The 18,827-nt window shown below is 67.6% G+C and carries 15 protein-coding genes; 6 read left to right on the forward strand and 9 right to left on the reverse strand.

Annotated elements, in window-relative coordinates:
- Nucleotides 1-95: 95 nt before the first annotated feature.
- The 5 genes from pstC to phoB all read left to right on the forward strand — a co-directional run bounded on the left by pstC (nt 96) and on the right by phoB (nt 5,026).
- Nucleotides 96-1,481, forward strand: coding sequence for a phosphate ABC transporter permease subunit PstC (gene pstC, locus E2E27_RS12580; RefSeq protein ID WP_141459641.1), 1,386 nt, complete (start codon nt 96-98; stop codon nt 1,479-1,481).
- Entirely contained in the window at nt 1,478-2,764 is a 1,287-nt protein-coding gene (gene pstA / locus E2E27_RS12585) for a phosphate ABC transporter permease PstA (RefSeq protein ID WP_141459643.1), read from the forward strand. Before pstC ends, pstA begins: the two co-directional genes overlap by 4 nt.
- A 17-nt stretch (nt 2,765-2,781) precedes the next feature.
- Nucleotides 2,782-3,549: a phosphate ABC transporter ATP-binding protein PstB gene (pstB, locus tag E2E27_RS12590; protein ID WP_141461873.1), complete on the forward strand. Its 768-nt coding sequence runs from the start codon at nt 2,782-2,784 to the stop codon at nt 3,547-3,549.
- Nucleotides 3,549-4,217: a phosphate signaling complex protein PhoU gene (gene phoU / locus E2E27_RS12595; RefSeq protein ID WP_181443434.1), complete on the forward strand. Its 669-nt coding sequence runs from the start codon at nt 3,549-3,551 to the stop codon at nt 4,215-4,217. The genes pstB and phoU overlap by 1 nt, the downstream gene beginning before the upstream one ends.
- A gap of 119 nt (nt 4,218-4,336) precedes the next feature.
- Complete coding sequence (phoB, locus tag E2E27_RS12600) at nt 4,337-5,026, forward strand: phosphate regulon transcriptional regulator PhoB (RefSeq protein ID WP_141459647.1); 690 nt, start codon at nt 4,337-4,339, stop codon at nt 5,024-5,026.
- Nucleotides 5,027-5,030: 4 nt separating this feature from the next.
- Here the strand turns inward: phoB and E2E27_RS12605 are convergent, their stop codons facing one another.
- The 8 genes from E2E27_RS12605 to E2E27_RS12640 form a co-directional block, all read right to left on the reverse strand.
- Nucleotides 5,031-5,750 (reverse strand): extensin-like domain-containing protein, encoded by a 720-nt coding sequence (locus E2E27_RS12605; RefSeq protein ID WP_141459649.1) that lies wholly within the window; start codon nt 5,748-5,750, stop codon nt 5,031-5,033.
- A gap of 8 nt (nt 5,751-5,758) precedes the next feature.
- A complete protein-coding gene (locus E2E27_RS12610; protein ID WP_141459651.1) occupies nt 5,759-9,400 on the reverse strand; it encodes an error-prone DNA polymerase in 3,642 nt (1,213 codons plus the stop codon).
- Nucleotides 9,401-9,487: 87 nt separating this feature from the next.
- Nucleotides 9,488-10,954, reverse strand: a complete 1,467-nt coding sequence (locus tag E2E27_RS12615; RefSeq protein ID WP_141459653.1) for a UdgX family uracil-DNA binding protein — start codon at nt 10,952-10,954, stop codon at nt 9,488-9,490.
- A gap of 147 nt (nt 10,955-11,101) precedes the next feature.
- Nucleotides 11,102-12,340: a putative DNA modification/repair radical SAM protein gene (locus E2E27_RS12620; protein WP_141459655.1), complete on the reverse strand. Its 1,239-nt coding sequence runs from the start codon at nt 12,338-12,340 to the stop codon at nt 11,102-11,104.
- Nucleotides 12,341-12,424: 84 nt separating this feature from the next.
- Nucleotides 12,425-12,760 carry a PilZ domain-containing protein gene (locus E2E27_RS12625; RefSeq protein WP_141459657.1) on the reverse strand — a complete coding sequence of 112 codons (336 nt, stop codon included), beginning with the start codon at nt 12,758-12,760 and terminating at the stop codon, nt 12,425-12,427.
- Nucleotides 12,761-12,823: 63 nt separating this feature from the next.
- Nucleotides 12,824-14,434, reverse strand: coding sequence for a DUF6504 family protein (locus E2E27_RS12630; protein WP_141461875.1), 1,611 nt, complete (start codon nt 14,432-14,434; stop codon nt 12,824-12,826).
- Nucleotides 14,331-15,122, reverse strand: a complete 792-nt coding sequence (locus tag E2E27_RS12635) for a recA-like protein (RefSeq protein ID WP_502705518.1) — start codon at nt 15,120-15,122, stop codon at nt 14,331-14,333. The genes E2E27_RS12630 and E2E27_RS12635 overlap by 104 nt, the downstream gene beginning before the upstream one ends.
- 107 nt (nt 15,123-15,229) lie before the next feature.
- Nucleotides 15,230-16,807: an amino acid permease gene (locus E2E27_RS12640; RefSeq protein WP_141459659.1), complete on the reverse strand. Its 1,578-nt coding sequence runs from the start codon at nt 16,805-16,807 to the stop codon at nt 15,230-15,232.
- A 137-nt stretch (nt 16,808-16,944) separates the two neighbouring features.
- Between E2E27_RS12640 and panB the strand changes: the two genes are divergently transcribed.
- Nucleotides 16,945-17,817 carry a 3-methyl-2-oxobutanoate hydroxymethyltransferase gene (gene panB / locus E2E27_RS12645; protein WP_141459661.1) on the forward strand — a complete coding sequence of 291 codons (873 nt, stop codon included), beginning with the start codon at nt 16,945-16,947 and terminating at the stop codon, nt 17,815-17,817.
- Here the strand turns inward: panB and E2E27_RS12650 are convergent.
- Nucleotides 17,814-18,791, reverse strand: coding sequence for a bile acid:sodium symporter family protein (locus E2E27_RS12650; protein WP_141459663.1), 978 nt, complete (start codon nt 18,789-18,791; stop codon nt 17,814-17,816). The genes panB and E2E27_RS12650 overlap by 4 nt on opposite strands.
- Nucleotides 18,792-18,827: the final 36 nt, after the last annotated feature.

Raw genomic sequence — 18,827 nt, forward strand, 5'->3', positions numbered from 1 at the left:
TGGCGATGATGCCCAACCCTCTGGCCCACGCCGTCCAACCTTGCTCGGCCTGATACATCAAACGCACCTCTTGCTGGAATTACAGGTCTGATTTCATGTCGCCGATCACGTTGATCCTGATTGCCCTTGGCCTTGGCCTCGTCGGCTGGCTGGCGGGCCGCGCCAAGGCGTGGAGCTTCCAGTCGGGCCCCACGGCCGAGCGCACCGCCTCGCGCCCGGTCTATCACGCCTGGTATGTGGCGCTGTGGGTGGTGATCCCGGTGCTGGTCTTCGTGATCGCCTGGAGCATCATCGCGCCGCAGCTGGTGTTGCAATCCGTGCTCGCTTCCCCCGCTGCCGAGGCCCTGCCCGCCTTCGGCTTCGAGCGCGACGCCTTCATCGGCGAGGCCCGCGCCGTCGCTCTGGGGCAGGCGCCGGGCGTGTTCAACGACGAGGCCGAGGCGCTGATCGGCCCCTTCCGGGATGCCTTTGCCCGCTACAACACCATCGGGCTGATCGTCACGGTGCTGATCGCGCTGGCGGGCGGCGCGCTAGCGTTCCTGCGCCTGCGCCCGCAATTCGGCGCGCGCACCAAGGTCGAGCGCACCGTGATGATGATCCTGCTGCTGGCCTCGCTGGTGGCGATCCTCACCACCATGGGAATCTTCGCCAGTCTGGTGTTCGAAACCGTGCGGTTCTTCGGCATGGTCTCGCCGATCGACTTCCTGTTCGGCACCAAGTGGGGGCCGGACACGATGGCGAGCCCCGACATGATCGATCCGAGCCGCTATGGCGCGGTGCCGCTGTTCTGGGGGACGATCTTCATCGGCGCGATCATCGCCATGATCGTCGCGATCCCGCTGGGGCTGATGAGCGCGATCTACCTCACCCAATATGCCGACCCGCGCGTGCGCACCTGGATAAAGCCGCTGCTGGAACTGCTCGCGGGCGTGCCGACCGTGGTCTATGGCTATTTCGCCGCGCTGACGCTGGCCCCGATGATCCGCGATGCAGCGGTGGCGATCGGCATCACCAGCGCCTCGACCGAGAGCGCGCTCGCCGCCGGGATCGTGATGGGGGTGATGATCATCCCCTTCGTCTCCTCGATGGCGGACGATTCGATGGCCGCCGTGCCGGGCGCGATGCGTGACGGCAGTCTTGCGATGGGCGCGACCAAGTCCGAAACCATCCGCCGCGTGCTGTTCCCCGCCGCGCTGCCGGGCATCGTTGCCGGGATCATGCTGGCGGTCAGCCGCGCGATCGGCGAGACGATGATCGTGGTGATGGCCGCCTCCCCCGCCGCCAACCTCACCGCCAATCCGCTTGAGCCCATGTCGACCGTGACGGTGCAGATCGTCAAGCTGCTGACCGGCGAGCAGAGCACCGATCACCCGGCCACGCTGAGCGCCTATGCGCTGGGCTTCGTGCTGTTCATGGTGACGCTGGCGCTGAACTTCATCGCCCTGCGCGTCGTCAAGCGTTTCCGCGAGGCTTACGAATGAGCACCTCCGCCCTTCCCCTTGCCGAAGCCGCCCCGGCCGAATCGCTCGGCCCGACGCGCACGCCCGCCTTCGAGGCCCGGCTCGCCAAGCGCTACCGGGCGGAGCGCAATTTCCGCCGCATCGGCCTGGGCGCGGTGATATTCTCGGTCGCGGTCCTGGTGTTCCTGCTCGGCACCATGCTGATGAACGGCATTGCCGGCTTCCAGCGCGCCGAAGTGGCGGTGACGATCGACTTCCCCGCCAGCGGCCTCAGCGGCGATGCCAACACTCTGACCGCGCCGAGCGCGATGCAGACGCTGGAGATTCAGGGCCTGCCCGCCGCCGTCACCCGCTTCGCCGAAGAACAGCTGGGCGAGGAAGCCGCGCGAGAGATTGCGCCCGATGCATGGCGCGATGTGGTCGCCGCCCTCGCCGACGATCCGGTGCTCATCACCGGCAGCCACACCTTCAACCTCCCCGCCTCCTCCGCGCTTGCCGCCGGGCTTCAGGGCGAAGGCGCGCCGGAAATGCAGGCGCTGGCGCAGCGTCTCGCCGCCGATGGCAAGCTGGCGCGCAACTGGGACTGGGGCTTCCTCAGCCGCTCCGACGCGACGACGCCGCAATCGGTCGGCATCTGGGGCGCGCTCAAGGGCTCGATGCTGACCATGCTGGTGACGCTGGTGCTGGCCTTCCCGATCGGCGTGCTCTCGGCGCTCTATCTGGAGGAGTATGCGCCGCGCAATCGCTGGACTGATCTCATCGAGGTCTCGATCAGCAACCTCGCCGCCGTGCCTTCGATCATCTTCGGTCTGCTGGGCCTCGCGATCTTCCTCGCGCTGTTTCCGGGCCTGCGCTCGGCGCCACTGATCGGGGGGATGACGCTGGCGCTGATGACCATGCCGGTGATCGTCATTTCGGGACGAAACGCGATCAAGGCGGTGCCGCCCTCGATCCGTGACGGTGCGCTCGCCATCGGGGCCTCGCCGGTGCAGGTGGTGTTCCACCACGTGCTGCCCCTCGCCCTGCCGGGGATGCTCACCGGCACGATCATCGGCATGGCCCGTGCTCTTGGCGAAACCGCGCCGTTGCTGCTGATCGGGATGCGCATCTTCGTCGCCACCCCGCCCGAAGGCTTCACTTCGCCCGCCACGGTGCTGCCGATGCAAATCTTCCTGTGGTCGGACGAAATCGACCGCGGCTTTGTGGAACGCACCAGCGCGGCTATCATCGTGCTGCTGGCGTTCCTTCTGACCATGAACGGCCTCGCCATTTACCTCCGCAACAAGTTCGAGAAACGCTGGTGACTGTAATCCATCCCAACATGACCGACGAAGGCGCGAAGATCCGCGCGCGCGACGTCTGCGTCTACTATGGCGACAAGAAGGCGATCGACGAGGTGTCGATCGACATCTCGCCGAATTACGTCACCGCCTTCATCGGCCCCTCGGGCTGCGGCAAGTCGACCTTCCTCAGGTGCTTCAACCGCATGAACGACACCATCGGCGCCGCCAAGGTGACGGGTCTGATCGAGTTGGACGGCGAGGACATTCACGGCGACCGGATGGACGTGGTGCAGCTGCGCGCCCGCGTTGGCATGGTGTTCCAGAAGCCCAACCCCTTCCCCAAGTCGATCTACGAAAACATCGCCTATGGACCCAAGATTCACGGGCTGGCGGAGAAGAAGGCCGATCTCGACGTGATTGTCGAACGCTCGCTCACCCGCGCGGGGCTGTGGGACGAGGTCAAGGACCGGCTCGACGATTCGGGCACGGCGCTTTCGGGCGGGCAGCAGCAGCGGCTGTGCATTGCGCGCGCGATTGCGGTTGACCCGGAGGTGATCCTGATGGACGAACCGGCCTCGGCGCTGGATCCCATCGCGACCGCCAAGATCGAGGAGCTGATCGATGAACTCTCGGGCCGTTACGCGATCGTGATCGTCACCCACTCGATGCAGCAGGCTGCCCGCGTCAGCCAGCGCACCGCCTTCTTCCACCTCGGCAAGATGGTGGAATACGGGCCGACCTCGGAGATCTTCACCAATCCGATCGAGGAACGGACCAAGGACTATATTACAGGACGTTACGGCTGATGGCTGAACATACCGTCAAGGCATTCGATGAGGACATCACCCGGCTTCGCGGCCTGATCGCGGAGATGGGCGGGCTGGCCGAAGTCGCCATCGCCGAGTCGCTCGACGCGCTGCTGCGCGGGGACGAGGTGCTCGCCGAACAGGTGGTCGCCCGGGACAAGCGCATGGATGCGCTCGAAATGGAGGTCGACAAGCTCGCGGTGCGGATCATCGCCCTGCGCGCGCCGATGGCGGACGATCTGCGCGAAGTCATCGCCGCGCTGAAGATCGCCGGGGTGCTCGAACGGATCGGCGACTATTCCAAGAACATCGCCAAGCGCACCGGCATGATCGAAGGCCGCGCCCGCTTCGAACCGCTCACCCTGCTGCCCGTCATGGGCGAGGTGGCGAGCGAGATGGTGCACGATGTGCTCACCGCCTACGCCGCGCGCGACCCGGATCTGGCACGCGAGGTGATCGCCACCGACGTCAAGGTGGACGGCTTTTACAATTCGATTTTCCGCAACCTCGTCAGCTACATGGTCGAAAATCCTTCGACCATTTCGAGCGCTGCGCAGCTATTGTTCGTGGCGCGCAACATCGAACGCATCGGTGACCACGCCACCAACGTGGCCGAAATGGTGCACTTCGCTGCGACCGGGGTCTATCCGCCCGAGGGGGATCGGTAAGTCACAGCGTCACGCCCGTGTGGAAAACTTGTCGCGCGCCGTTTCATCAAATTGTCGCGGACGTGACACATAGGCCGGATCGTCGCCCGCCCGCGCGGGCCTGAGGAGGCATCTTCCGCATGTCCGCTGCCAAGCTTCTGCTCGTCGAAGACGATCCGGCCCTGTCCGAACTGCTCGAATATCGGTTCCAGAACGAAGGCTATGCCGTGCGCTGCACCGGTGATGGCGACGAGGCGCTGATCCTCGCGGCGGAGGAAGTGCCCGATCTCATCATCCTCGACTGGATGATCGAAGGCACCAGCGGGATCGAGGTCTGCCGCCGGTTGCGCCGCGACAAGGAAACCGCCCACGTCCCGATCATCATGCTGACCGCGCGCGAGGCGGAGGATGACCGCGTACGCGGGCTGGAAACCGGGGCGGACGATTACCTCACCAAGCCGTTCAGCCCGCGCGAGCTGCTTGCCCGTGTCGCGGCGGTGATGCGCCGCATCCGCCCGGCGCTCGCAGGCGAGACAATCGAAGTCGGCGATCTCAAGCTCGATCCTGTCGCGCACAAGGTCCAGCGCCGCGGGCGCGCGCTGCAATTGGGCCCGACCGAATATCGCCTGCTCAAGTTCTTCATGGAGAGCCCGGGCCGCGTATTCAGCCGCGGCCAGCTGCTCGACGGGGTGTGGGGCACGGGCTCCGACATCGAGCTGCGCACGGTCGACGTCCACATCCGCCGCTTGCGCAAGGCAATCGGGATCGAGGGCGCGAAAGACCCGATCCGCACGGTGCGCTCCGCCGGATATGCGCTCGAGGTGAACTAGCGCTTTAGCGGCACACGCCCGACCAGCGATCGTCCTGGTCGAAGTGGAAGTGATCGGCGTGGGCGGCGTTGTAATCGGGCGAGAGCACGGTGGCGAAGCTCGTGCAGGCCCCGTCGCGCACCCGGCGCAGGAATTGTGCTTCGGGCGCATCGCCCTCCCAGCCTGACAGCACGCTGATGCGGCGGCCATCCTCCAGCACGAAGCCGGCGATGTCGATCGCATTGGCGGTGGCATGCTCGCTCCAGCGCCCCTCGCTCGCGCCATACATCCGGCGGCAGGAATATGCGCCGAGATGCTCGATCCGGGCGATATCGCTGCCGAGCAGGTCGCGCGCCGCGGGCGCGACGCTGTCGCGCCGCCACAATTCCAGCGCGGCGGCCACCGGGCAGGTCACCGCGGGCGTGTCGGGCGCGAGCGGAAAATCGCCGAGCTGCGTGCGGTCGGGCCGGGCACATTCGCCCTCCCCCGTCGGTGGCAGCACGGTGAAGGCAATATCGCTGCGATCCAGCACAGCGCGGCATTCATCGACATCGCTGCGCAAGGCGATCAGCTTGGTGCGGGTTGCCCAGCCCGGCGGATCATTGAGATCGAGCGGCGCCATCGGATTGTGCTCGGGATGCGATTGCAGCCACTGCCACCCGGCAATCGCAAGCACCACCGGGATCAGCGCTAGCAGCGCGCGCCGCGCCGCGCGGAAATGGGGATTGGGTCTTTTCGAAGCCATTGCTTGCCTTAATGAAAATCGCGCGACTTGGGCAGGATTCTGTGATCGCGCGGATGGCCGGTGACGTTGGGCTGCGGGGCGAGCTCGTCGATCATGTCGCGCGGGCGCACGGCCTCGCGTCCCTGTGGCGGCTTGCGGCCCGAAAGCGGCGCGTTGACATGGTCTGCGCGGGCGAGCGGCGCATCGAGCAGATCGTCGGACAGCGCGTGGAGCCGCGCGGTCGCGTCGGTCATGGCGTGGGCGATGACATGGATGACCTCGTCGTCATACTCCACCCGCCCGCGCACCTCCATCAGCCGCGCGCCCATCACCACCTTGCGGTTCTTCTCCTTGAGGTCGGGCCAGATCACGAGGTTGATCACCCCGGTCTCGTCCTCCAGCGTGATGAAGGTGACGCCCTTGGCGCTGCCGGGCCGCTGGCGGATCAGCACCACCCCCGCCACCTGGACCATCGAGCGGAACTTGCGGGAGCGCAGGTCGGCCGCGCGCACGAAGCCGCGCTGGGCGAGCCCGGCACGCAGGAAGGCCATCGGATGCGCCTTGAGGCTGAGGCGAGTGGTCTGGTAATCGGCCACCACCTCTTCGGACAGCGGCATTGCGGGCAAGCGGATCGCGGCGCGCTCGGCGCCCTCCTCGCGGATCCCGGCGGCGCGGAACAGCGGCAGATCGGGCGCCGCGACCAGGCTGCGCGCGTCCCACAGCGCCTGCCGGCGGGTGAGGCCCAGCGAGGTAAAGGCATCGGCGCTGGCGAGCCGCTCGATATGAGAGGGGCCGAGACCCGCCCGCGCGCGCAGATCGGCGATGTCGCGGAACGGCCCGCCCGCCTCACGCTCGGCCACCAGCGCGGCGGCGACGTGTTCGGGCAAGCCGTCGATCTGGCGCAGGCCGAGGCGCAGGGCGAACGGCTCGCCTTCACCCTCCCCCAGACCCTCCAGCGTGCAATCCCACCCACTCGCATTCACATCCACCGGCAGCACCCGCACCCCGTGCTCCACCGCATCGCGCACGATCTGTGCGGGGGCGTAGAAGCCCATCGGCTGCGAGTTCAGCAGCGCGGCGGCAAAGGCTGCGGGGTAGTGGCACTTGAGCCAGCTCGACACATAGACCAACTGCGCAAAGCTCGCCGCGTGGCTTTCGGGGAAGCCGTATTCGCCGAAGCCGCGGATCTGATTGAAGCAGCGCTGCGCGAAGTCGCGATCATAGCCGCGGTCGACCATGCGTTCGACCATCATGTCCTGCAATTCGTCCACCATGCCGCGGCTGCGGAAGGTCGCCATCGCCTTGCGCAGGCGGTTGGCTTCGAGGCTGGAGAATTTCGCCGCGTCGAGCGCGATTTTCATCGCCTGTTCCTGAAAGATCGGCACACCCAGCGTGCGCCCGAGGATGCTGGTAAGCTCGTCGGGCGGTCCGTGTTCCGGGGCCGGGGCGGGAATCTGGACGGGTTCGGCGCCCCGGCGACGCTTGAGATAGGGGTGCACCATGTCGCCCTGGATCGGGCCGGGCCGCACGATCGCGACCTGAATGACGAGATCGTAGAACTCGCGCGGGCGCAAGCGTGGCAGCATGTTCATCTGCGCGCGGCTCTCGACCTGAAACACGCCGAGCGAATCGCCCTTGCGCAGCATGGCGTAGGTTTCCGGGTCCTCGCGCGGGACGGTGGCGAGTGTCAGGGTGCGGCCGTGATGGTCGGCCAGCAGATCGAGGCACTTGCGGATGCAGGTCAGCATTCCCAGCGCCAGCACATCGACCTTGAGGATGCCCAGCGCCTCGATATCGTCCTTGTCCCACTCGATGAAGCTGCGTTCGGGCATGGCGCCGTTGCCGATGGGGACGGTCTCGCTGAGCGCGCCTTCGGTGAGGATGAAGCCGCCGACATGCTGACCCAAGTGGCGCGGCATTCCGATCATCTGCTCGGTGAGCTTGAGCACGCGCTTCAGGTGCGGGTCGGTGACATCGAGGCCCGTCTCCGCCGCGTGTTTCTCGCTGATCTCGCGCCCCCACCCGCCCCACACGGTGCGCGCCATCGCGCTGGTCACGTCCTCCGACAGGCCCATCGCCTTGCCCACCTCGCGGATCGCCATGCGCGGGCGGTAGTGGATCACGGTCGCGCACAGGCCCGCGCGGTGGCGGCCATATTTGCGGTAGATGTACTGGATCACCTCCTCGCGCCGCTCGTGCTCGAAATCGACGTCGATATCGGGCGGCTCCTTGCGCTCCTCGGAGATGAAGCGGTCGAACAGCAGCTGGTGCTTGGCCGGGTCGACGCTGGTGATGCCCAAGACATAGCACACCGCCGAATTGGCAGCGCTCCCACGCCCCTGGCACAGGATCGGCGGATCGCACCCGCGCGCGAAATCGACGATGTCCTTGATGGTGAGGAAGTAGCGCGCCAGATCGAGCTTTGCGATCAGCGCGAGTTCGCGCTCGAGCGTCTGGCGCACGCTGTCGGGCACGCCTTCGGGATAGCGCCGCGCGGCGCCTGCCCGGACCTCGCTTTCGAGGAAGGCCTGCGGGGTCTGCCCGTCGGGGTAGATTTCTTCCGGATATTCGTAGCGCAATTCGTCGAGGCTGAAATCGCAGGCATCGGCCAACTCGCGCGCGGCGGCAATCGCATGGGGCCAGCGGGCGAAGAGGCGCTGCATCGCTTCAGGCGACTTCAGGTGCCGCTCGGCATTGGCATGGAGCAGGTGCCCCGCCGCCGCCACGGTGGTCTTGTGCCGGATCGCGGTCATCACGTCCTGCAAAGCGCGGCGCTCGGGCGCGTGGTAATGGACGTCGTTGGTGGCGAGCAGCGCAAGGCCGTTCGCGCGCGCAAGGCTGTCCAGACGTTCAATACGCGCGATGTCATCCCCGCGGTAGAGGTAGCTGGCGGCGATGTGCTTGAGGGTCGGCAATTGGCGGACGAGGTGCGGGAGCAGGTCTGCGAAGGGGGCGGTGAAAGAAGTGATTTCACGCAGAGATCGCAGAGGAGCAGAGACCGCAGAGGCATCGTGCGGGCCGAAGGCCCCTTCCTCTTCCGCGACGCCGCCGCCTGCCGCACCGTGCAAGGAAGAGTGCGGCTTCGCCGCAAGCGCAACATCTCCGCGCCTCTCTGCTCCTCTGCGATCTCTGCGTGAAACAAAATCCGCAAAGGGGATGACATTGCTCGGCACCGCGATGGCGAGTTCCGCACCCAGATCCTCCGGCGGGAGCAGGATCAGCTGCACACCCTCACTGTGCGCCGCGAGCATCGCCAGGTCGATCTCGCACACGCCCTTGTCCTGCCACCCACCCGAAAGCGTCTGCATCCGCCCCGCGCTGATGAGGCGGCACAACCGGCCATAGGCGGCGCGGTTCTCGGGGTAGGCGAGGAAGGCGAGGCCCTCGACCGTCTCGATCCGGCAGCCGATTACGGGGCGCAGTTTCAGCGTCTTCGCCTCGGTGTGGATGCGCACCACACCCGCCATGGAATTGACATCGGCGATCCCCAGCGCGTCATAGCCGAGCGCGTGCGCCGCCAGCACCAGATCGACCGCGTCGGAGGCCCCGCGCAGGAAGCTGAAGCAGCTGACAAGGCCGAGTTCGACAAAGGGCGCGCGCGGCGGCGCGGCAATGCCATCGGGGTCGATATCAAGCGTGCGCTTGTCGGGGGTGAGCGGGGCGTCGGGCATGGGACAAACCTCCATTCGTCCTGAGCCTGTCGAAGGACTGCCCTTCTTCAGCACACGGCCGAAGCGAAGGACGGCCCTTCGACAGGCTCAGGGCGAACGGGAATGGGCCTCCGACAGTTCGCCAAGCCGCGCCTTCACCGCGGCCAGATCCGCCGCGAACAGCCGCGCCTGCTCCTCGCGCGCGGCCCCGTCGAGCCGCAGCAGGTAGGAGGGGTGCGCGGTGATCCACAACTCGCTGCCATCGTCGAGCATCAGCGGCGCGCCGCGCGCCTTGGAGATGCTTACCGTCCTGCCCAGCACGCCTCTTGCAGCACTCGCCCCCAGCGCCAGCACCAGACGGGGCTGGACGATCGCACGCTCGGCATCGAGCCACCAGCGGCAGGTGTCGATCTCCTTCGCCCCCGGCGACTGGTGCAGCCGGTGCTTGCCCTTCCAGGTGAACTTGAAGTGCTTGACCGCGTTGGTGAGATAGGCGCTCGCGCGGTCGATCCCCGCGCGGGTCAGATGCTCGTCGAGCAATTGCCCCGCCGGGCCGACGAAGGGACGGCCCGACAAATCCTCCTGATCGCCCGGCTGTTCGCCGACGATCATCAGGGCCGCGCCGGGTGCGCCCTCCCCCACCACCGCGCGGGTTCCGCATTCGGCGATGGGGCAATCCCGGCAGGCGGCGGCCCCTTGCGCGACCTCGGCGAGCGTCGCCGGGCGCACCCGCTCCTCGCGTTCGCCCGCCTTCACCATCGCCGCCTCGCGCGCCTGCGCTCCGGCGATCAGCTGCGGGATGAGCTCGGCCTCGGGCAGGTTCTTCCAGTATTTCTTGGGCATCTCCGAGAGCATCGCCCCCACCTTCAGCCGCGCCGGATTGAAGATCGAGGCGTAGTAGGAACGCCACAGATCCTCGACCGGATCGCCGCCGGGCGCATCCTCGCGCCGCGCCGGGGGGCCTTCACGCATCGTCTCGCCGTCCCAGTGGATGCTCCCGTGCGGGGTGAGGATCGACCAGCGCATATTGGCGAAGCGGCGCATGAAGAAGCCCGCCTCGGCGCGCACGATGTGGTGATCGGGCTCGAACCAGGCGACGAAGTGCGGGGTGCCGTCCTCTTCTTCCACCTCGCGGAAGCGGACGAAGGCGTGCATCTTGTGCGCATCGCGCCGCACCGATTTGGCAAGTTCCTCGAGCCGGCGGACCTCCGGGTCGGCCTTGTCCTCCATCAGCCGGGGATTGCGCTGCAATCGCCACAACACGCGGTAGAGCAGCCCGAAGCGCGCCGGATCGCTGTGCAGCGCGGCGCTGCGGGCGATGGTGAGGAAGCGCTGGCTGGCACGCACCGGCGGGGCATCGGCGGGCGGCGCGGGCAGGCGCTTGTCGCCGCGCGCGGGGCCTTCGGCAGCGAACAGATCGCCCGTCCCGCCCGGTTCGATCCACGAGATCCGGTCGGGCGGCACATCGCACTGCACCAGCCCCCGCGCGCGCTCGCGCCAGGCGGCGAAATCGTCGGGCGCGGGCAGGTGCACGGCGTAGTGCGCGCCGAGACTGACGTGCTGCATCGCTGTCATTTTACTCCCCTCCCGTTTGCGGGAGGGGTCGGGAGTGGGTGCGCAAAGCGCCGGGCTGATAGGCCCACCCCGCTGCGACTAGCGAGCAAGCTCGCAAGTCTCGCTGCCCCTCCCGTAAACGGGAGGGGAGAAAGATGCGAGCCTCCATCAGAACAGCTCCAGCTGCTCGGACTTCCTCACCAGCAGCCCCCGCAAGTCGGCGCGGTCGGTGAGGAAGGTCGGGCGCCAGTCCACCGTGCAGATGAAGGGGCGCACCTTGGCGACCGAGGCCGTGAGCCGCGCGATATCGTCGAGGCGCAGCGTCCGGTGCCGTCGCGAGGCGAGGATACGCGCCACAGCCTTGGTGCCAAGGCCGGGCACGCGCAACAGCATTTCCTTGGGCGCGCGGTTTACGTCGACCGGGAAAGTCTCGCGAAATTTCAGCGCCCAGGCGAGCTTCGGGTCGATGTCCAATGGCAGGTTGCCATCCGCCTCGGCGGCATCGGCGACCTCCTGCGGGGCAAAGCCGTAGAAACGCATCAGCCAGTCCGACTGGTAGAGGCGGTGTTCGCGCAGCAAGGGCGGGCGCTTCAGCGGCAGAACGGCGGAGGCATCGGGGATCGGCGAGAAGGCGCTGTAATAGACACGCCGAAGCCCGAAGGCGTTGTAGAGCGTGCTCGCCTTGCCGATGATCGCCGCGTCATTGGCCCCGTCCGCGCCGACGATCATCTGGGTCGACTGGCCCGCGGGCGCGAAGCGCGGCGCGTGGCGGAAGCGCTTGCGTTCGTCCTTGGCCTCGATGATGCGCGCCTTGGTGCGCCCCATCGCGCCTTCGATCTGCCCCGCGCTCTTGTCGGGTGCGAGGCGGGTCAGCCCGGCGGTGGTGGGCAGTTCGACATTGATCGAGACCCGGTCGGCATAGAGCCCGGCCTGATGGATGATCTCGGCATCCGCTTCGGGAATGGTCTTGAGGTGGATATAGCCGCGAAAGTCGTGTTCCTCGCGCAGGATGCGCGCGACCTCGACCAGCTGTTCCATCGTGTGGTTGGCGTTCTTGACGATCCCCGAGGACAGGAACAGGCCCTCGATATAGTTGCGCCGATAGAAATTGAGCGTGAGGTCGACCACCTCCTGCGGGGTGAAGCGTGCGCGCGGCGTGTTCGCGCTCTTGCGGTTGATGCAGTAGTGGCAATCGAAAATGCAGTGGTTGGTCAGCAGGATCTTGAGCAGCGAGATGCAGCGCCCGTCCGGCGCATAGGCGTGGCAGATGCCCATCCCCTCGGTCGAGCCCAAGCCCTTCCCGCCCAGCGAATTCTTCTTCGCCGTCCCGGACGACGCGCAGGACGCATCATACTTGGCCGCATCGGCAAGGATTTCGAGTTTCTGACGAAGGGACTGCTGGGCCATGGGAACGGGAAACGCCTTTCGCGTTCCTTATATGTTCCACAAGCCCCATTGCCAAATGCAAAGCTTGCAAGCGTCGAAAGGGGCTCAGAGCGGGCGGCGCAGCCCCAGCCCGGCCGCTTCGTTGCGGCGGTGCTGATCGCACAGGAAATCGATCACCGCCGGATGCATCGCGCCTTCGAAAGCGACACCGGCCACCTGCCCGTCGATCCAGGCGATGTAGCCGAGCGGGGCGTTGATGCCATTGACCTTCATCGTCACCCGATCGCCGATTTCGCCGAAGCCCGCCTTCGCGCGGATCTTGCAGCCACCTTCGGACAGATCGAGCAGATCGACGAACACCACACGCGAGCGCACACGGCTTTTCACCGTCAGGCTCATCGGGCGCCGGTCTGACGCGCGAGGGATCGAGTCGAGTGTCATGCGCACAACTTGGCACAAAGGCGTAAAGAAAAGCTAAGCGAGGGGGTAAATAAACGTTAGGCATCAGGCATAAAGCCCGTGCAGGAACCAGTCGGGCACCCCGCCGCGCCCGTCGCCGAGAATGCCCTGCCGGTAAATCCAGTAGCGCCGCCCGGCTTCGTCCTCGATCCGGTAATAGTCGCGCAGCCGCGCGGTGGAGCGTTCGCGCCACCATTCGGGCGCGATCCGTTCCGGCCCCTCGACCCGCACCACCTCGCGCACCGCGCCGCGCCAGCGGAAGCGCTGCGGCACGCCATCGGGCGAGGCATAGAGCACCGCGATCGGCTCGGCCCGATCGAGCAGCTTGAGCGGGCGGGCGTGGAAGGCAAGCTGGCCCTGCGCGGGCGGCACCGGGTCGAGCGGCGGCTGCCAACCCTGTGCGCGTTCGGGAATGTGGCTGGCGCGCGGCACCGGGCGGGTGATGGCCTGCGCGCCGAGACGCACGCTCAGCCGGTCGATACAGGCGGCGAGCGCGGTGCCGTGGCTCTCCGCCGCCGTGTCGAGATCGGTCTGGGCGAGGCCGAGCGGCTCGCTCCAGCTGGCGCGCAGCTGCACCATCTCGATCCCGAAGCCGGCCTCCACATCATCGAGCCGCGCGGCGAACAGCCGGGTGATATGCCCTGCCTCGCGCGTGGCGGCGGCGAGTTCGATGCGGCGGACGAGCACCTCGCCATCGACCCGCCACAAGGCCAGTTCGAGCCGCCGCGCGCCCTCCCCCCGCGCCTCGAGCGTGCGCACCATGTCGAGGCTGAGGTCTGCCATCACCCGGTCGAGCAGATCGCGGTGGCGCAGCGGCTCCATCAAGCGGCGCTGCACCATCGGCATCGGGCGGTCGACGACCGGCAGCAGCGGTTCGGGTACCCGGCCCAGCAGCTGGTCGAGGCGCAGCAGCGGATTGGCGGCGGGCGAACGGTGATTGCGGAACCGGCGGCGCAGCGCGTCGCGCGCGGCCGCCTCGGCCGCAGGATCATCGCCGGTGCCACTGACCCCGGCGAGCTCGCCCAACCGCTTGATCCCGAGACGGCGCAGCGCGGTCAGCACGTCATCGTCGAGCCGCAGGGCCGCCACCGGCAGATCGCCGAGCAGGCGCAGCGGATCGTCACCGGGCGCAAGGATCGCCCGCTGCGGCCCGTAATGCGACAGCGCCCAGGCCGCCCCCGCGGTCGGCGCGAGCGCGGGGCGGACGGCGAGCCCGGCCCTGGCAAAGGCGCGCGCGACATCGGCGAGCAGGCGCTCCTCCCCGCCGAACAGATGCGCGGCCCCGGTGACATCGACCAGCAGGCCATCGGGCGGGTCCATCGCGCTCCACGGCCCCCAGCGCTGCGCCCAAACGCTGAGCTTCTCCAGCGCCGCCAGATCGCCTGCCGGATCGGCGGGCACGGCGACAAGATCCGGGCACAGCGCGCGCGCATCGGCCAGCAGCACGCCGGTGCGTGCGCCTGCGCGCAAGCCTTCGTCATTGGCCGCGGTGATGCGCGGCCCGTGCGCGGTATCGAGGATCAGCGCGGTCGGCGCGCGGGCTTCGGGCGCGTCAGGCGCGAGCGCGCGCCGCCAGCGATCGACCGACAGTCGGGCGAGCCACAGGGACAGGATCCGGCGCGGTGGCCGGCTCCCCCGGGCGCTCGGTGTCGGGATCGCCGGCGATGCGCAGGGTTCCGGCATCATCGCTGAGGCTCCATTCGCCCGGCGCGTGGGCGCGCGCGCGGAACAGTTCGGCACGCCAGCTGGCGGTGCCGGGGGCGGCGGGGTTCCAGCGCGGCGGCGGCGAAGGCGCGGCGCGCACGCTCCAGCGCATCCGCGCCGAGCTGAGATCGGGCGCGGCATCGAGACGCACCAGCCACAGCCGCACCCCGTGCTTTTCGGCCATCAAACTGAGACGGCGCGAAGCGGTGAAGGACAGCGCCTTGGGGTTGCCCGCAATCTCCCCGATCACGCAGGCAAGGTCGCGGCACCTGAGCCCTTCCTCCAGCGCGAAGAGCGCGTCTTCCGGGGTGGCGGCGGCGACGTGGATCACCCGGTGGCGGAGGTCGGCGGGAAGGCCCGCAAGGCAGGGCCGGCCGCCCTGCCGGATCGCCGCGCGGTCCTGCACCCACAGCACTTGCCGGGTATCCTCGCCCTCGCCCGGGCAGGTTGACGTCAAGGCGTCACGCGCCAGCGCCAGCGCCAGCCCCGCCCCGCTCGCTTCGGCAGCGGACGCGAAGATTTCCGAGTGGAACGGCTGCGCGACAAGCCCCGGCCGCCAGCGCGCTTCGGGCGCAGGACGCGGCAGGATGCGGGCGGGAGAGAGTTTGGAGGGCGTGAAAGGCATAAGCGAACGACTCATTTGTTCGCATTATGTTCCAACATCGCCGGATTGGCAATTGCCCTGTCCCCAACGCAAAAGGGCCGCCCCGGCGGGCGGCCCTTCGCAAGTTGGCCTGTGCAGGCGAATCAGGTGTCCGAGCTTTCGATCGGCACCATCTTTTCCTCGCCGCCGATGTCGTCGACCACCTCGACAATTCCGCGCCCGAGATGGCTGCGCGAACGGCTGTAGCCGAAATAGATCGCAATCCCGAGGATGCCCCACAGCGGCAGCACAAGGATCGCCTCGATCGGGAGGTTGACGTAGAGGAACAGGCACCCGAGCATCGTCAGCGGCGCGATGATGTTCACGCCCGACATGCGGAACGGGCGCGGACGATCGGGATCGGTACGACGCAGCACCATCACCGTCACAGCCACCATGAAGAAGGCGTAGAGCGTACCGGCGTTGGCATAGTCGGCCAGCAAGCCCACCGGCAGAAACGCCGCCGCCACCCCGACCACGATGCCAGTGAAGGCCGTGACGATGTGCGGAGTCTTCCAGCGCGGGTGAACCACGCTCAGCCGCTCGGGCAGAAGCCCGTCACGGCTCATCACGAAGAAGATGCGCGTCTGGGCGAACATCAGCACGAGGATCACCGAGGGCAGCGCGAGGAAGGCGGCAATGCCAAGCAGGTTGCCGATCGGGCCGAAGCCGATCGCACGCAGCACGTGGGCCAGCGCCTCGTCCGAACACACCAGCGCGCCGGCATATTCGGGCATGGCGCACTGCCGGGCCAGTTCGGCCGAGCCCGCCGCCAGCGGCACACCGTCAGCGCCCATGATCGGTTGACCGCCGATGGTGCCGATAGCACCGGCTGCGACGAGGATGTAGAACACGGTGCAGAACAGCAGCGAGCCAATCAGGCCGAAAGGCACGTTCTTCTGGGGATCCTTGGTTTCCTCGGCCGCAGTCGAAACTGCGTCGAAGCCGACATAGGCAAAGAAGATCGTCGCCGCTGCGCCCACCGCGCCAAGGCCAGTGCCGATGCCGCCGAAAACACCGGCAGGCAGGAAGGGATTGAAGCGCTCGGGATCGAATTCCGGGCTCGTCAACGTCAGCGCGATGAAGGCGGTCAGCGCGGTCACCTTGATGGCAACGAGCACGGCATTCACCTTCGCGCTCTCGCTGGTACCGATGATCAGCAGCCCCGTCACCAGAAAGGCGATCAGCAAGGCAGGGAGATTGATGAAACCGCCCGGTGCGCCGCCAAGCGCCAGCGGCCCGGCCGACAGCCATGCCGGCAGTTCTATCCCGAGGAACTGATCGAGGATCGTTCCCGAAAAATAGCCCGACCAACCGACCGACACGGCACTCGCCGCGACGGCATATTCAAGGATCAGCGCCCAGCCCACCGTCCAGGCAAGAAATTCGCCGACCGAGGCATAAGAATAGGTATAGGCGCTCCCCGCGACCGGGATCATCGCGGCGACCTCGGCATAGCACAGAGCGGCAACGATGCAGACGAGGCCGGCGATAATGAAGGCCAGCATCAGGCCGGGACCGGCCTTTTGCGCACCAGCGGCGGTGAGCACGAAGATGCCGGTGCCGATGATGCAACCGATTCCGAAAAGCATGAGCTGCAATCCGCCCAAGGAGCGGTGCAGCGACTTCTTTTCCGCTGTCGCGAGAATCGCGTCGAGCGGCTTGATCCGGTCAAGTAACATTGGAATTTGGTCTCCCACTGATCGCAGCAGATCCCCCGCGCGATCGAACAGCCGGCAAGCTAGCGTAACAGGCCCGCAACACAAGCCGTAATGCACGGGGTTTCCCCCGGCGTGCGCAGGCGCTAGACGCTTGCGCCATGTCCACGACCTTCCAGCTCGACACGAGCACGAGCCGCGCCAACCCGACCCCGGCGCCGATGAAGCGCCTCACCGTGCCCGCAATCCGCGCCCGCAAGACCGACGGGGTGACGGGCGAACCGCTGGTGATGCTGACCGCCTACACCGCGCGTCAGGCGCAGCTGCTCGATGCGCATTGCGACCTGCTGCTGGTGGGAGATTCGCTCGGTCAGGTGATCTACGGCCTGCCCTCGACCGTGCCGGTGACGCTGGAGATGATGGCCAATCACGGCGCGGCGGTGGTGCGCGGCAGCTACCATTCGGTTGTCGTCGTCGACATGCCTTTCGGCAGCTACGAGGCATCGCCTGAGCAGGCGTTCGAAAGCGCGGCCTTCCTGATGAAGCAGACGAGCGCTGCGGCGGTGAAGCTCGAAGGCGGGGCAGCCATGGCGCCGACCGTCGCGTTCCTGTCCCAGCGCGGCATTCCGGTGATGGGCCATGTCGGCCTCACCCCGCAGGCGGTCAACGTGCTCGGCGGCTATGGCGCGCGCGGGCGGTCGGACGCGGAGGCGGAGAAGATCGTCTCGGATGCCAAGGCATTGGACGAGGCGGGTGCCTTCGCGATCGTGATCGAAGGCGTGGTCGAACCCATCGCCATCGCCGCGACCAAGGCGGTGTCCTGCCCCACCATCGGCATCGGCGCCTCGGCGCAGTGCGACGGGCAGGTGCTCGTGACCGAGGACATGCTGGGCATGTTCGAGCGGGTGCCGCGCTTTGTGAAGCGTTACGAGGACATCGCGGGCGTGATCGACCGCACGGTGGCGCAATATGCCGGGGAAGTGCGCGCCCGCAGCTTCCCGACGGGTGACCAGACCTACCAGCCCAAGGCCTAGACCTCGCTACCTCTCGCCAAGCGCATCGCCAGCGGTGCCGCCAGCACCAGTTGGGCGAGGTGATAGAGCAGCAGCGGCGCGATCACGAAACCGGCGCTGGCGGGCGGAAACAGGATCGCGGCCAGCGGCGCGCCGATAGCGACGCTTTTCTGCGATCCGGCGAAGAGAAAGGCGATGCGGTCGCCGCGCGGCAGGCCAAGCGCTCCGCCCGCGCCCCATGCCGCCCCCAGCGCCAGCGCCAGCATCGCCAGCACCAGCCCTGCCAGCACCGCCCAGTCGGCGGGCGCGAACATCGTCGCCAGACCCTGCTCGACTGCGCCCGAAAACGCGACATAGACCGCGATCCCGATCACCGCGCGGTCGAGCCAGGCGATCCGCGCGCGGTGCGCGGCAACCCGCTCGATCACCCTGTCCTGCACCGCCTGCCCGATCGCGAAAGGCAGGATCAGGATCAGCCCGATGCGGAGGATCGCCTCGGTGCCGATTGCCCCCGCCCCGCTCCCGCCCAGCAGCGCGAACAGCGGCGCGCTGACGAACACGCCCGCGATATTGATCAGCGCCGCGCCCACCACCGCCAGCGCGACATTGCCATGCGCAAGACTGGTGTAGGACGTCGCCGATTGCACCGTCGAGGGCAGAACGCCGAGATAGACGAAGCCCAGCGCCACCAGCGGCGGCAGCACCGCCCCGGCAAGGCTGGCAAACCCCAGCCCCGCCAGCGCCATGCCCCCGAAGACGAACAGCATCAGTGGCCCGAAATAGCGCCAGTTCGCGATTCCCCGCGCGATCTCGCTGCGGCGGATGCGCATCCCGTTGACGAGGAACAGAACGAAGATGCCGATATTCGATACCATCGAGGCGATCCCGCGCGCCTCGCCCGCAGCGGGCAACAGCAGCGCGAGCGTCGTGGCGATCACCAGCACGGCGATCATCGGATCGGTCAGGAAGGGCAGGCGCGCAAGCAGCTTGGTCATCGCGCAGCCCCCTGCCCCGCTCCGCCGCGCTTGTCG

The organism is Porphyrobacter sp. YT40 (assembly GCF_006542605.1).
Classification (GTDB): domain Bacteria; phylum Pseudomonadota; class Alphaproteobacteria; order Sphingomonadales; family Sphingomonadaceae; genus Erythrobacter.